The organism is Pandoraea sp. SD6-2 (assembly GCF_000389825.1).
GTDB lineage: Bacteria > Pseudomonadota > Gammaproteobacteria > Burkholderiales > Burkholderiaceae > Pandoraea > Pandoraea communis.
The window spans coordinates 555,426-568,602 of the sequence record NZ_KB944454.1 but is presented as its reverse complement, the minus strand read 5'-3'; the positions used below and the strand labels follow the sequence as shown (position 1 = coordinate 568,602).

General features: G+C 63.4%; 14 protein-coding genes. 10 read left to right on the top strand and 4 right to left on the bottom strand.

Translation table 11 applies throughout. The features are described 5' to 3' along the window. Positions 1-70 precede the first annotated feature (70 nt). Together C266_RS18940 and gpmA are read right to left on the bottom strand one after the other, a co-directional pair. Positions 71-1,627, bottom strand: a complete 1,557-nt coding sequence (locus C266_RS18940) for a S41 family peptidase (protein WP_010804749.1) — start codon at positions 1,625-1,627, stop codon at positions 71-73. A 363-nt stretch (positions 1,628-1,990) separates the two neighbouring features. Continuing rightward, complete coding sequence (gpmA, locus tag C266_RS18935) at positions 1,991-2,737, bottom strand: 2,3-diphosphoglycerate-dependent phosphoglycerate mutase (RefSeq protein WP_010804750.1); 747 nt, start codon at positions 2,735-2,737, stop codon at positions 1,991-1,993. 236 nt (positions 2,738-2,973) lie between these two features. Between gpmA and C266_RS18930 the strand changes: the two genes are divergently transcribed. From C266_RS18930 to C266_RS18910, 5 genes are all read left to right on the top strand, one after another. Next, positions 2,974-3,381 (top strand): rhodanese-like domain-containing protein, encoded by a 408-nt coding sequence (locus tag C266_RS18930; protein WP_010804751.1) that lies wholly within the window; start codon positions 2,974-2,976, stop codon positions 3,379-3,381. A gap of 17 nt (positions 3,382-3,398) precedes the next feature. Further along, complete coding sequence (gene grxC, locus C266_RS18925; RefSeq protein WP_010804752.1) at positions 3,399-3,659, top strand: glutaredoxin 3; 261 nt, start codon at positions 3,399-3,401, stop codon at positions 3,657-3,659. Between the two features lie 64 nt (positions 3,660-3,723). Beyond that, on the top strand, positions 3,724-4,230 hold the full coding sequence (gene secB, locus C266_RS18920; protein WP_010804753.1) for a protein-export chaperone SecB: 507 nt from the start codon (positions 3,724-3,726) through the stop codon (positions 4,228-4,230). Between the two features lie 64 nt (positions 4,231-4,294). Next, positions 4,295-5,308 carry an NAD(P)H-dependent glycerol-3-phosphate dehydrogenase gene (locus tag C266_RS18915; RefSeq protein ID WP_010804754.1) on the top strand — a complete coding sequence of 338 codons (1,014 nt, stop codon included), beginning with the start codon at positions 4,295-4,297 and terminating at the stop codon, positions 5,306-5,308. Between the two features lie 143 nt (positions 5,309-5,451). Next, the gene (locus C266_RS18910) at positions 5,452-5,982 is read left to right on the top strand and encodes an O-acetyl-ADP-ribose deacetylase (protein ID WP_010804755.1); all 531 of its coding nucleotides are present in this window, start codon (positions 5,452-5,454) and stop codon (positions 5,980-5,982) included. On the opposite strand, the gene trmL is transcribed toward C266_RS18910, so the two are convergent. Together trmL and C266_RS28140 are read right to left on the bottom strand one after the other, a co-directional pair. Continuing rightward, a complete protein-coding gene (gene trmL, locus C266_RS18905) occupies positions 5,964-6,434 on the bottom strand; it encodes a tRNA (uridine(34)/cytosine(34)/5-carboxymethylaminomethyluridine(34)-2'-O)-methyltransferase TrmL (protein WP_010804756.1) in 471 nt (156 codons plus the stop codon). The two genes, C266_RS18910 and trmL, sit on opposite strands and share 19 nt — an antisense overlap. An 18-nt stretch (positions 6,435-6,452) precedes the next feature. After that, positions 6,453-6,938, bottom strand: coding sequence for a ComF family protein (locus C266_RS28140; protein ID WP_246831203.1), 486 nt, complete (start codon positions 6,936-6,938; stop codon positions 6,453-6,455). A gap of 463 nt (positions 6,939-7,401) precedes the next feature. On the opposite strand from C266_RS28140, the gene C266_RS18895 reads away from it, so the two are divergent. The 5 genes from C266_RS18895 to C266_RS18875 all read left to right on the top strand — a co-directional run bounded on the left by C266_RS18895 (position 7,402) and on the right by C266_RS18875 (position 13,165). Further along, positions 7,402-8,322 carry a methyltransferase domain-containing protein gene (locus tag C266_RS18895; protein WP_051126395.1) on the top strand — a complete coding sequence of 307 codons (921 nt, stop codon included), beginning with the start codon at positions 7,402-7,404 and terminating at the stop codon, positions 8,320-8,322. Positions 8,323-8,609: 287 nt separating this feature from the next. Further along, positions 8,610-9,695, top strand: coding sequence for a 2,3-diaminopropionate biosynthesis protein SbnA (gene sbnA, locus C266_RS18890; RefSeq protein WP_010804759.1), 1,086 nt, complete (start codon positions 8,610-8,612; stop codon positions 9,693-9,695). After that, positions 9,692-10,744 carry a 2,3-diaminopropionate biosynthesis protein SbnB gene (sbnB, locus tag C266_RS18885; RefSeq protein WP_010804760.1) on the top strand — a complete coding sequence of 351 codons (1,053 nt, stop codon included), beginning with the start codon at positions 9,692-9,694 and terminating at the stop codon, positions 10,742-10,744. Before sbnA ends, sbnB begins: the two co-directional genes overlap by 4 nt. Continuing rightward, the gene (locus C266_RS18880; protein ID WP_010804761.1) at positions 10,741-12,210 is read left to right on the top strand and encodes an adenylosuccinate synthetase; all 1,470 of its coding nucleotides are present in this window, start codon (positions 10,741-10,743) and stop codon (positions 12,208-12,210) included. The genes sbnB and C266_RS18880 overlap by 4 nt, the downstream gene beginning before the upstream one ends. Continuing rightward, entirely contained in the window at positions 12,203-13,165 is a 963-nt protein-coding gene (locus tag C266_RS18875) for a diiron oxygenase (RefSeq protein ID WP_010804762.1), read from the top strand. The genes C266_RS18880 and C266_RS18875 overlap by 8 nt, the downstream gene beginning before the upstream one ends. Positions 13,166-13,177 lie beyond the last annotated feature (12 nt).

Here is a 13,177-nt window from a genome sequence, read left to right as displayed (position 1 = left end):
CGCAAACCGGAGTGGAATAAAAAAACCGTGCCGGCTTTCGCGGGCACGGTTTGTAGTGTAAAGCGGATGCTTACTTCTTGTCCGCCGGCTTGGCCGGTACGACGGTGTCGGTCTTCGGGTCCGTCTTGACACCGGCTGCGGGCGCCGCAGCCTTCGAAGCGTCCTTCGGCATCGGGCCGGCGTTGGCCTCCAGGCGCGACTTCGTGCGCTGGACCGGCTCGCCCTTGAGCTGATGGATGGCCTGCTGGAGCATGAAGTCGTCGGTGCTGCCCAGATCCGGCAGGCGTTCTTCACGTTCCTTCTTGCGCTCTTCCGGCGTCTTCTTCGCGTTCTCTTCCTCGAGGCGGCGCAGTTCTTCCAGGCGGCGGGCTTCGCGGGCGTCGATTTCCTTCTGCTCGTCAGGCGTTTGCGTGTTGTGCAGATGGTTCTGGTAATCGATTTCGCGCGTGACCAGCACATCGTCCGGATCGCCCTTCGGATTCTGGTCGACCGGCACGTCCGGCTTGATACCGATGGACTGGATCGAGCGGCCGCTCGGCGTGTAGTAGTACGCCGTGGTCAGACGCAGGGCGGTGTCCGGCGACAACTGGCGCACGGTCTGCACCGAGCCCTTGCCGAAGGTCGTCTTGCCCATGATCAGCGCGCGCTTCGAATCCTGCAGTGCACCTGCCACGATTTCCGAAGCCGACGCGGAGTAGGCGTTCACGAGCACCACCATCGGCACCGTCTTCCAGATGGCAGCTTCGCCCTTGAGCGGATCGTCCGGGCTTGCCGACAGACGGTAGTTGTCGAACGTGGCCGTGTACTTCTGCTTGGCGTCTTCGATCTGACCGTTGGTCGTCACGACCGTGGCACCTTCCTTCAGGAAGGCTGCGGACACGCCGACTGCGGACTGGAGAATGCCGCCGCCGTTGTTACGCAGATCGAGCACCAGACCCTTGAGCGGTTGGTCCTTGGCCAGTTCCTGGAGTTTCTTGGCCAGATCCGGCACGGTGCGTTCCTGGAAGCTCGTGATGCGGACGTAACCGATACCCGGTTCGAGCATCTTGCCCTTCACGCTCTGCACACGAATTTCCGCACGTACGATCGACACCGGGAAGGTACGCTCTTCCGCCTTGCGGAAGATCGTCAGCGTGACCTTGCTGCCGGGGGCGCCGCGCATGCGCTTGACTGCCTGGTCGAGGGTCATGCCGCGCACGGGCTTGTCGTCGATACGGGTGATCAGGTCGCCGGGCTTCAGACCTGCCTTGAAGGCCGGACTGTCTTCGATCGGGGAGATCACCTTCACGAGGCCGTCTTCTTGCGAAATCTCGATGCCGAGACCGGCGAAGCGGCCACGCGTCTGCTCTTGCAGTTCCTTGTATTCGTCCTTGTCGAGGTACGACGAGTGCGGATCGAGGCTCGACACCATGCCCTTGATCGCTGCGGTCAGCAGCTTCTTGTCGTCCACCGGCTGTACGTACTCACGCTTGATCTGACCGAACACTTCGGCCAGCAGACGAAGCTGCTCGAGCGGCAATGGCGTGGTAGCGCTTTGTGCGGATGCCTGCGAAAACGCGAGGGTGGCAGCCGCACCGGTCGCGAGGCCCAGCACGATCAGGCCGATGTGTTTGAGGGTTTGGCGCATATAGGCGTGGAAATTCCGGATTTTTCGGGGCGCCCGCCAATGGGCGCGCGCACTTTGGCGAAGTATAACCGTTTGCCCGCAGGGCGGACATTGCCCATTCGACAGGAGCTTTTCCTGAGTGGTTCGACAAAAAGTTCCGTTCGACCTGCCGTTGTGACGGGTTTTTGGGCGGTCGCCCTCCGATAGCGCGTGGCGTTGGCAGGCAGAATGCGCTTCGGCAGGCGACGCGAGGCGAAAATGAGATACCGCCAAAGCCGCCGAAATCGTGTTACCGGGTATTACGGGCGGGGCGGGAGGCGTGGGGGGCGCACCGCGGTGGCGGTGCGCCCGGTTCCGGCTATCGCGTCGGGCGATAGTCGGGGATTACTTCGACTTCCCTTGCGCGGCGACGGCAGCCAGCGCGCCGGCGATCTTTGCCTGATCGCCGAGATAGTAATGGCGGATCGGCTTGAGGTCGGCGTCCAACTCGTACACGAGCGGCGTGCCGTTCGGGATGTTCAGGCCGGCGATGTCGTCGTCCGAAATGTTGTCGAGGTGCTTGATGAGCGCGCGCAGCGAATTGCCGTGGGCGGCAACGAGCACTTGCTTGCCGGAACGCACGGCCGGCGCAATCGATTCGTTCCACAGCGGCAGCACGCGAGCCACGGTGTCCTTCAGGCACTCGGTGAGCGGAATCTCTTCGCGCTTGAGCTTGGCGTAACGCGGATCGTTGTAGGAACTGCGCTCGTCGTCCGCTGCCAGCGGGGGCGGCGGGGTGTCGTAGCTGCGGCGCCAGACGTGAACCTGCTCGTCGCCGTACTTGGCGGCGGTCTCGGCTTTGTTCAGACCGGCCAGCGCGCCATAGTGACGCTCATTCAGACGCCAGCTATGCACCACGGGAATCCACATCTGGTCCATGACGTCCTGCACGTGCCATAGGGTGCGGATCGCGCGCTTGAGGACCGACGTGTAGGCGAGATCGAATTTGAAGCCGGCTTCGGCGAGCAGATTGCCGGCCTGGCTGGCTTCGGCGACGCCCTTTTCGGTCAGGTCGACGTCGATCCAGCCGGTGAAGCGATTTTCCTTGTTCCACGTCGATTCGCCGTGGCGGATGAGAACGAGCTTGTACATGATGAGCAAACTTCAGTCAGAGTTGGAAAGCGGGGGCGGCCGATGGCACGGAGGCAGTTCGCAGCGCCTTGCGCGACAACGCCCGGCAAGGGCTTTGCGGCAGCAATTCAGGGACATTCGGGGTAGCGGTGAAGGGGCCACCGATGTCCGGCGCAGCGATTGGCAACGCGATCCGTCGGCGCAATCACGGATTATTTTATAATGATCGGATTCTTTTGATCTTTTTCAGGTGGTTTGTGAAGTTCTTTTCCGATTACACCAACCTCGCGCTGATCGCGATTGCCCTCGTTTCGGGAGGCATGCTGGCCTGGCCGGTCTTCAAGCGCGGCGGTCGCGGACTGTCGACCATCGAAGCGACCCAGCTCATTAACCGTAAGGGCGCTGTGGTGCTCGACGTGCGCTCGGGAGAGGAATTCGCCGCCGGCCACCTGCCGTCCGCGCGAAACGTGCCGCTCGACGACGTGGAGCAAAAAATCGCTCAGGTCATCAAAAACAAGGCGGCACCGGTACTTATCGTGTGCAAGAGCGGTCAGCGCTCGGCGCGCGCTCAGACGCTGTTGCGCAATCTTGGCTATGCTGAGGCGTTCAGCCTCCAGGGCGGCATCGCCGCCTGGCAGGAAGCCGGTTTGCCGGTCGTCAAGTAATCGAGGAGTTGCAAGTCATGCCGAAGATCGTGATGTACAGCACGCAAGTGTGCCCGTATTGCCAGATGGCGGAACGTCTGCTGCGCCAGCGCGGCGTTCAGGACATCGAGAAGATCCTGATCGACAAGGAACCCGTCCGCCGCGAGGAAATGATGACGCGCACGGGCCGCCGTACGGTGCCGCAGATCTACATCGATGAGCGTCACATTGGCGGTTACGACGATCTGTCGGCACTGGATCGTGCCGGTGGCCTCCTGCCGCTCTTGCAAGCGGCCTGATACCGCCTGAAAATAGTGCGCCCAGCCGCGTGCCTACGTGGCTGTCTCATACCAAGGAAACGAAATGTCCGACCAGAATCAGCCATTTTTCAGCATCCAGCGCGCTTACCTGAAAGATCTGTCGCTCGAGCAGCCGAACTCGCCCGCGATCTTCCTCGAGCAGGAGATGCCGACCGTCGAAGTGCAACTGGACGTCGCCGCTGAGCGTCTGGCCGAGGAAATTTTCGAAGTCGCCGTGATCGCCACCGTGACGGCCAAGATCAAGGATAAGGTCGCGTTCCTGGTCGAAGGCAAACAAGCCGGTATTTTCGAAATCCGCAATGTGCCGGTCGAACAGCTCGATCCGCTCATCGGCATCGCTTGCCCGACGATCGTCTATCCGTACCTGCGTGCCAACGTGGCCGACGCCATCAGCCGTGCCGGCTTCCAGCCGATCCACCTGGCCGAAGTGAACTTCCAGGCGCTGTACGAGCAACGTCTGGCACAACTGGCCGAGCAACAAGCGGCCAACGGCGAGACGCCGGCACCGGGCATCGTCATGCCCGACGGCTCGTCCGCTCAGACTCACTAAGCGCTTTGCGCTTGATCGGCGCGATGGCCGGCCCCGTGCCGGCTTTCGCGTCGAGGCCCCCTTCATGAAGATTGCCGTATTCGGTGCAGGTGCCTGGGGCACCGCAATGGCGAGTCACATGGCAGTACGCCATGACGTTGTCCTTTGGGCGCGCGACGTTGCGCTCGTGAAGCAACTGGCCGCCTCCCACGAGAATTCCGCCTACCTCCCCGGTTCCACGCTGTCTCCCCGTTTGCGATTCGAAGCCGATTTCGCGACGGCGCTGGCGCATGGCACGGGGGAACACGCCTTGTGCGTCGCAGCCGTGCCTGTCGCAGGCTTGCGCGCATTGGCTGGCCATATGGCGCTCGCCGCCCATCCGCCGCAGAACCTGATCTGGCTCTGCAAGGGCTTTGAGGCGGACACCGGGCTGCTGCCGCATCAGATCGTTGCCGAGGTTTTCCCGCAGGTTGCGGGTGGTTCGCTCTCGGGGCCGAGCTTTGCGCGCGAAGTCGCGCAGGGCCTCCCGGCAGCGCTGACCATTGCCAGCGCGGTGCCGTCGCTGTGCGAGCTGACGATCGCTGCCTGCCATTTCGACGCCCTGCGCATCTATTCGAGTGACGATCTCGTCGGTGTCGAAGTGGGGGGCGCCGTAAAGAACGTGCTCGCGATTGCCACGGGTGTGAGCGATGGTCTGGGTTTGGGGCTTAACGCCCGCGCAGCGCTGGTGACGCGCGGTCTGGCCGAAATGACCCGCTTGGGCGTTGCGCTGGGCGGTAAGCCCGAGACGTTCATGGGGCTGACGGGCATGGGCGATCTGATCCTGACGGCAACCGGCGATTTGTCGCGCAACCGCACAGTGGGATTGCAACTGGCGACAGGAAAATCGCTCGACGACGTGCTGGCGTCGTTGGGACATGTCGCCGAAGGCGTACGATGTGCACGTGCGGTGCGTGATCTGGCCCGTGCGCACGGCGTCGAAATGCCGATTACCGACGCGGTATGCGCCACATTGTTCGAGGGTTTGCCTGCCCGCGCGGCGGTGGAAGCCCTGCTGCGGCGCGATGCCCGCGCTGAGCGCGAGGGCGACGTGGGCTAAACGCGTCACCGCATGTTGCGCCGTCAACGCGACGGCGTCAGGTTTCGCGTGGCTTGCCGATGATCCGCTGCGGGATTGCCGGTGAGCCGTTTCCCCGGTGGCCCAATCCCGTCGCCGGCACTCGCAACAAGGGAGTCGAGCCCATGTCGCAAGTTTCCCGTCTGCACGCCTCCCAAGGCGACATCACCCAATCCCCCGTCGATGCCATCGTGAATGCCGCGAACGAGCTGTTGCTCGGTGGTGGTGGCGTCAATGGAGCGATCCATCGCGCGGCCGGCCCAGAACTGCTCGAAGCCTGCCGCAAACTTCACGGCTGTCCCACCGGGCAGGCAAAGCTCACCCCAGGATTTCGCCTCAAGGCGAGGTTCGTGATCCATGCGGTCGGCCCGGTCTGGAGCGGCGGCGCTGACGGCGAACCCGCCCTGCTGGCAAGTTGCTACCGGGAAAGCCTGCGTCTGGCATCGGAACATGACTGCCGGAGTGTGGCCTTTCCGGCGATCAGTTGCGGCATCTTTGGCTATCCGGCCGAACTCGCCGTGCCGTTGGCCGTGTTCACCGTGCTCGATGCGCTGCCTCACTTCCCGAACATCGAACGTGTGGAGTTCGTCTGCTTCGACGCCCCGATGCTGGCACGCTATCAAGCGGAACTCGCCAGTCAGGCCCCCTCGGCGTAACCCTGCTGGCGCCATGCTTCGAAGACCACTACGGCGACCGTATTCGACAGATTGAGGCTCCGGTTGCCGGGGCGCATCGGCAGGCGCACGCGTTGCGTGGTGGTGAACGTGTCGAGCAATTCCGGCGCGAGGCCACGCGTTTCCGAGCCGAAGATGAACCAATCGCCTGGTGCGAAGGACAACTCGCCAAAGGGGCGCGAACCGCGTGTCGTCAGCGCGAACATCCGCGCCGGGTCGGGTGTCTCGGCAGCCAGAAACGCGCGCCAGTCCGGGTGGACCTTCATCTCTGCGTACTCGTGATAGTCAAGCCCCGCGCGGCGCATACGCGCGTCGTCCAGTGGAAAGCCGAGCGGTTCGATCAGATGCAGCCGTGCGCCGGTGTTGGCACACAGGCGAATCACGTTACCCGTGTTCGGCGGAATTTCAGGGGAGACGAGAACGACGTTGAACATGAGCGTTGGGGGGCAGAGTTACAGAGAAGACGGGGTACGCAATACGACAGCCGCAAGGACGTGCGTTGCGCCGGCATGCTTGAGCGCGGCGGCTGCAGCATCGCAGGTCGCGCCGGTGGTCATGACGTCGTCGACTAGCACGATGCGGCGTCCGCGGGCGTGGTCGTTTGCGACGAAAGCGCCGCGCAAATTGCACCTGCGCGCTTCGCGGGACAGGCGCTGCTGTGCGGCAGTCGATCGCTCACGTCGCAGCACATGGGCGCTGGCGGGCAGATTCGCACGACGGGATGCCACCCGCGCCAGTTCCCAAGCCTGATTGAAACCACGCGACGCGAGTCGTGAGGGGGCAAGCGGTACGGGCACCAGCAGCGGTGTCGCGTCACCACGCGCCGTCAACGCGTCGCCCAGGCGTTCGCCGAATTCGCGAGCGAACGGCAGGGCGTTATGGTATTTCAGACGAATCATCAGCATATCGAGTGGCGCCACGTAGTCTGCGAGCGTCAATGTGGCGTCGAATGCGGGGCGGTGCCGCAGGCATTGTCCGCAGACGATGGGTGATTGAGTGCGGCAAATTGTCGCATCTTCGGCATTGGGTGTCCTTGCGTCCTCCGTCGGTGCCGCCAGCGATGGCAATGCGGCGGCACATTGCTGGCAACGCAGCGGCGCGTCGGACCGGGCGGCGTCGAATGCCCGTGCGCAATCCGAGCAGATTTGTCGCGCAGCGCGCCGGCGGCAGACCGCGCAGTGGTCCGGCAACGCCACGCGCAGCAGTCCACCGGCAAACCTGGCGAGCATGGGGAAAGTGGCGTGAAGGATGGGCAAGGCGATAGCAGGGACAAAGTGATGTGGCGGGCGGAACTGCCTGCGCCGTCAGGTGCGGAGATCGGTCTGGGCCGGGCCGCTTGGCGGTGCCCGATGCATTCGGACAGCAACGAGTATACTGCCGACTCGCCTTTTTGCCCGTCCCATGAAGCCTTCAGCCGCTCCCCAAACCCCGTCCTCAGCGTTCTCCGCCCGCTTTTTGCGCACCGCGTTCGACCGCCGCGCGCCGAACTGGCACGAGGCCGATTTCCTGATGCGGGAGGTGGCGTCGCGGCTCGCGAGCCGGCTCGATTACATCAAGCTCAAGCCCAAACGCGTGCTGGATGTCGGATGTGGCACGGGCGGCGACTTGCTGAACTTCGGCGAACGCTATCCCGACGCCTATCGAGTAGGCCTGGATGCCTCGTTCGCGATGGCCAAAGCGGCCGCTGCGGCAGGGGCGACGACCGGCTGGCGCCGGCTGCTGCGCACTGCGCCGCCGTACGGTGTGGTGCAGGGCGATTTCTCGGCCCTTCCGTTCGCCTCGCGCACATTCGATCTGGTGTGGTCGAATCTCGCACTTCACTGGTACCGCGAGCCGCATCGCGTCATTCCCGAATGGCATCGCGTGCTGAGTACGGATGGATTGCTGATGTTCTCGGCCTATGGCCCCGACACGCTGCGCGAACTGCGCGCGGCATGGGCGGAAGTCGATGACGTTGCGCACGTGCTCGAGCCGACGGACATGCACGATCTGGGAGACATGATGGTCGCAAGCGGCTTCGATACGCCTGTCACGGACATGGAGCGCCTCACGCTCACGTTCGAATCTCCGGATACGTTGTTGCGCGACGTCCGTCTGCTTGGCGTAAATCCGTTGCCGGAGCGTCGTAGCGGGCTCACAGGGAGGGCGCGCCTAGCGGCCTTGCGCGCGGCGTTGGAGCGTCAGCGCGGGCCGGATGGCACGATTGCGCTGACTTTCGAGCTTGTCTACGGTCACGCCTGGAAAATTCCCGAAAAGACCGATGCAGCAGGCAACGCCGTCGTTCGTATTCAGGACATTGGACGCGGCGGCCGGCCTCGCTGAGCGTCATCCGCGAACGCGTTTCGGCACATGCCTGCGCGTTCGACGGGTTCACGGCGATATTCCGCCGATTTCCCGATTCTCCAAGCTGCGGTTGCTAGCGTAGAGCGTTTCGCAGGTTCCCAAATACCCCGCCGCATCCTGCGTCCTACACGACTATGCAGGTGTTCCGCGCTCGTCCCGTTCGCTTAAATGACGCTTCACGGCGTGCATGAACGAAGGACTTTGCGAACCGCAATCCCTTCGCCACGCCATTGCGTCGCCTTCGGGCGGGACTTCGGGAGGTAGGGGTGGGGTATCAGCACGAAACGTTGGCGGTGCCGCCGCAGGTCGGGCCCGAAGCAAGCGACAAAACGCGCGACGACCTGCCGTTGCACGTCGGTGGCGCATTTCTGCAACCGACGGCTCCTGTCTTCACGGCGATTGACGGTTTGTGTCTCGCCACGGTTCACCTCAAGCTGGAGGGACTGAATCCCGCCGGTTCCATCAAGCTCAAGACTGCGCTTCACCTGATCGAAGATCTGGAAGCGACGGGGCGCATTTGCGCGAACACGCAGATCGTCGAGTCGTCGTCCGGCAATCTCGGGGTGGCGTTGGCGATGGTGTGTGCGAATCGCGGCTACCGATTCACCTGTGTGACCGATCCCAATACCTCGCGTCAGGCCATCCGTGCCATGCAAGCGGCAGGCGCCCGCGTCGTGTGCGTCGAGCGTCGTGATGCGCAGGGCGGCTATCTCGGTACACGCATCGCGTGGATCCGGGAACAAGTGGCGCGCGACGCGCGATGGGTGTGGGTCAATCAATATGCCAATCCCGCCAATTGGCGGGCGCACTACCGTTGGACGGCGCCCGAAATCTTCGCAACCTATCCCGACCTCGGCCATCTGTTCATCGGCGCGGGCACGACCGGCACGTTGATCGGGTGCTTGCGGTACGTGCGAGCGCATCGACTGCCGACGCGCGTCATCGCGGTCGATGCCGTCGGCTCCGTCACGTTCGGTGGTCCGCCGGGACCGAGACGCATTCCCGGACTGGGGACAAGTTGCCGCCCGCCGCTGTGCGAACCGCTAGAGGCGGAGCCCCCGGATGCCATTGTCCACATCCCCGAAGCGGACACACTGCGCATGTGTCACATGCTGGCCGCACGCGGTTTGCTGGCAGGCGGGTCGACGGGCAGCGTGCTGCGCGCCGTGCAAATGTCGTCGGGGGACATCGCGGCCAACGACACGGTCGTCGCCATTGCGCCGGACATGGGCGACAAGTATCTGGACACCCTCTATGACCCGGACTGGGCCGCTGCCAGCGTTGACGATCTTTCCGGTGCGCCTCGCGGGGCATCCCACCCCCTCGACATCGTGAGCCCTTCATTGTCATGAACGCCCTGCCGATACCGCAATTCCGCGTGTTCACCGGGGAGCAGATCGATGCTGCCATCGGTGAGAACAAGTCTGCCATTCTCGATACGGTCGAAGCGGCATATCGAGCCCACAACGCAGGACACACCGTGAATCCGGAAAGTCAGTTTCTCCGTTTCCCCGACGAGCAACGAAATCGCATCATCGCGCTGCCAGCGCACATTCGTGATCGCGACGGTGATGGCGATGGCATCACCGGCATCAAATGGATATCGAGTTTTCCTGAAAACGTCGAGCGTGGAATGCCGCGCGCATCGGCCGTTCTCATTCTGAACGACGCTACGACCGGTTATCCGATGGCGTGCATGGAAGCGAGCATCATCAGCGCGGCGCGCACGGCGGCCAGTGCAATGAGTGCGCTACGCTGCCTCGCGAACAACGTGCCTGCCACGAGGCAGGCATCGTCGAAAAACCTGCGCGTGGCGTTTGTCGGTGCGGGCGTTATCGCGCGTCATGTGGCCGAGTGTTTGCCGCTCGCGACGCTGCCGATCGGCGAGGTGACGGTGCACGATCTGAACAACGATTATGCGGTGTCGCTTGCCACCCGAATTGGGCAGCACCTCGGTTACGAAGCTCGCCCGGAGGCGTCGCTCGAAGACACCATTCGCGCGGCCGATGTCATCGTGTTCACCACAACGGCGGCGTCGCCCTATCTCGAGAACCCCGATTGGTTCTCGCATTGCCCAATCGTGCTGCATCTCTCTCTGCGCGACCTCGCGCCCGCGATCATTCTCGAGTCTTACAACGTGGTCGACGACATCGATCATTGCCTGCGCGCGAAGACCTCGCTTCATCTCACGGAAGTCGAAGCCGGCCACCGGCGCTTCGTCACCACATCGTTGCCGCATTTGCTTTGTGGTGGCGAGCCTCCGGCGCGTGACCGGCCAATCGTGTTTTCCCCCTTCGGCCTGGGCATTCTCGATATTGCCGTCGGCCGTTGGGTCTACGACCGGCTGGCGGCGCAGCAAGCACCGGTTCCCCGATTTTTCTACGATATGCAACGCGCATGACCTCTGTATCCTCCAGCCCCTCGCTTCACACCTCCCCCCTCGCCTCGCAGTCCGCCGAAGGCTTCGCCGATGTACTCGTCGGCTTGCAATATGGCGACGAAGGCAAGGCGAAGATCATCGACGCCCTCGCGCCGAGGTACGACGTGATCGCCCGTTTCAACGGCGGTGCCAACGCGGGGCACACCATCGACACGCCCTCCGGACGTATCGCGCTCAAGCAATTGCCATCCGGCGTATTTCATCCGCACGCGACGCTCTATATTGGGTCGGGGTGCGCCATCAACCCCTGGAAACTGGCCGACGAGATTGAACAGCTGCGCGAGATGGGTATCTCGCTCGAAGGCCGGCTGCACATCAGCGCGCGCGCAGCACTTGTGCAGCCGCACCACATCGCGATGGATCGGCGCGGAAGTGGCACGATCGGCACCACGGGCAACGGCATCGGACCATGCTACGCGGATCGTGCCATGCGTGTGCGCCACGACACACGCGTCAATCTGATGCTCGGAGATCTGCTGAAGAACGAAGCGGACACGATCACCTCGATGCGGGACGTGTTCACGCGCATGATCAATGCGGAAGGCGGTACGTCGCCCTGGATCGCTGAAATGTCGGACATGTTGTTGGGCCTGCCGAAGGTCACGCAGACTTTGCGGGGGTACATCGAGCCGGATCGCGGATGGCTCACGGATCGCGTGAAGGACGGTGCCAACGTGTTGTTCGAAGGCGCGCAGTCGGTGTTGCTCGACGTCGTTGACGGCAGTCAGCCATACGTTACGTCGAGCCACACCGTGCCGGCCTACGCCTATGTAGGGGGGGATCTGTCGCCGAAGTATCACCGTCGAACGATAGGCGTGGCGAAAGCCATCATGTCGCGCGTCGGGCGAGGCCCGTTTCCTTCGGAGCTGGGCGGTGAGCGCTCGGCACAGTACTGCCACGGCGCGTCGCAGTCACACGTTGGTGCAGCGGAAGAACAAGTGCGCTATTCGCCGGATGAGCTACTGCGCTCCAACGATCCGTTCGATGTCGGCACCGCACTTCGAATGCTGACGGGCGAGTACGGCACAGGCACCGGGCGGCCGCGCCGGATCGGCATGCTTGACCTCGCGCAGTTGCGAGAGGTCGTCAAGGCGCACGCGGTGGACTGCGTGTATCTCAATAAGGTCGATTGTCTGGCGCATTATTTTCATTCGGCGTATCAGGGCATACCGATGCGCGTGCATCCTGACGTGTTGTCGAGCGAGGTCATGCCGGACGTGCTGATTTATCCCGGGCTGAACGAGCGTTCGCTTACGCTTGGACGTGAGGGAACACTCGACGCCGCGATGCACGGCTTCGTCGATTTCGTCGAGCGGCACATCGGTGCGCCGCTGGCCGGGATTGGACTCGGGCCGGAACGGGCCAGTTTGATTTCGCTGACCGAGCATGGTCCGGCGCCAGCCGCGTCCGCCTTCCCCCATGTCTGATCCCCGTTTGCCGGACGGCGCCAAACTCGTGCCCGGCGTTGGCAGCGGGTGCGATCACGGGCAACGGCCGTGGCGGGAAGTGGCGGCCGTCACTCGTCGTGCGACGCAGGCGCCGTTCCCGCCGTTGCGACCCGATCAGGTGTTCTTCAACGTGGCGTTGATGCCTTACGCCATGCATCCGATGGTTTGCGAACGCGGACAGGCAGCCCGGCAGCAATTGAGCGCGCTACGGTTGGCGGACTACCTGAACAAGACGGAGCGGGTCGAGCTGCATATCGTCAATCGGGCTATCGAACAGATGCTCGACGTGCCTGGCATTGCATCGGTCAGCCGGGACGACCTGCTGGCGATTTACACGGACGAGGGGTTTCACACGTGGATGATGGAGCGATTTCGCAGGCATCTGCAGCGCCATACGGGATACGTGCTTGAACAAGGGCCGTCGTCGAGTGTCGTTCGCGTGCTGGCGTTGTGCGAGACGACCCCCGAGACGCATCGCGCAATGTCCATCGTAGCGGCGGCATCGGTCACTGAGACGTTGATTACCGGCACGCTGCGTCAAGCCGGGGCATGCGACGACGTTTATCCACCCGTGCGCGCGTTGCTGAGCGATCACGCATCGGACGAGATGCGGCATCAGGCCACGTTCGTCCGCTTTGCGAGTGATTGGGTGCCGTCGCTGTCGGCTGACGAGCGCAGGTTTCTCGATGCGCTTCTACCGGATCTGATGATGGCGTTTCTCGCTCCCGAGCTTCCCGCGTGGCGAGATCACTTGCGCGCTATCGGGCTGGATGCTGCGCAAGCCGATCTCGTGATCCGGGAAAGCACCGATCCGTTGGAAGTGGGCGTGCAGATGATGGAGGCGGCGCTCGTGCCACGACGTCTTTTCGAACGGCTGGGCCTGTCCTGTGCCGAGCACTTTGCACAGAGGGTGAGCCGCTGGCGCCCTCCTTGACGGGATAACCCA

What these genes read in the sequence shown, in the direction of transcription:
- C266_RS18940 (WP_010804749.1), bottom strand. Translation starts at nt 1,627, where the DNA reads ATGCGCCAAACCCTCAAACACATCGGCCTGATCGTGCTGGGCCTCGCG.
- C266_RS18880 (WP_010804761.1), top strand. Translation starts at nt 10,741, where the DNA reads ATGACCTCTGTATCCTCCAGCCCCTCGCTTCACACCTCCCCCCTCGCC.
- C266_RS18895 (WP_051126395.1), top strand. Translation starts at nt 7,402, where the DNA reads ATGAAGCCTTCAGCCGCTCCCCAAACCCCGTCCTCAGCGTTCTCCGCC.
- C266_RS18910 (WP_010804755.1), top strand. Translation starts at nt 5,452, where the DNA reads ATGTCGCAAGTTTCCCGTCTGCACGCCTCCCAAGGCGACATCACCCAA.
- grxC (WP_010804752.1), top strand. Translation starts at nt 3,399, where the DNA reads ATGCCGAAGATCGTGATGTACAGCACGCAAGTGTGCCCGTATTGCCAG.
- sbnB (WP_010804760.1), top strand. Translation starts at nt 9,692, where the DNA reads ATGAACGCCCTGCCGATACCGCAATTCCGCGTGTTCACCGGGGAGCAG.
- trmL (WP_010804756.1), bottom strand. Translation starts at nt 6,434, where the DNA reads ATGTTCAACGTCGTTCTCGTCTCCCCTGAAATTCCGCCGAACACGGGT.
- C266_RS18875 (WP_010804762.1), top strand. Translation starts at nt 12,203, where the DNA reads ATGTCTGATCCCCGTTTGCCGGACGGCGCCAAACTCGTGCCCGGCGTT.
- secB (WP_010804753.1), top strand. Translation starts at nt 3,724, where the DNA reads ATGTCCGACCAGAATCAGCCATTTTTCAGCATCCAGCGCGCTTACCTG.
- gpmA (WP_010804750.1), bottom strand. Translation starts at nt 2,737, where the DNA reads ATGTACAAGCTCGTTCTCATCCGCCACGGCGAATCGACGTGGAACAAG.
- C266_RS18915 (WP_010804754.1), top strand. Translation starts at nt 4,295, where the DNA reads ATGAAGATTGCCGTATTCGGTGCAGGTGCCTGGGGCACCGCAATGGCG.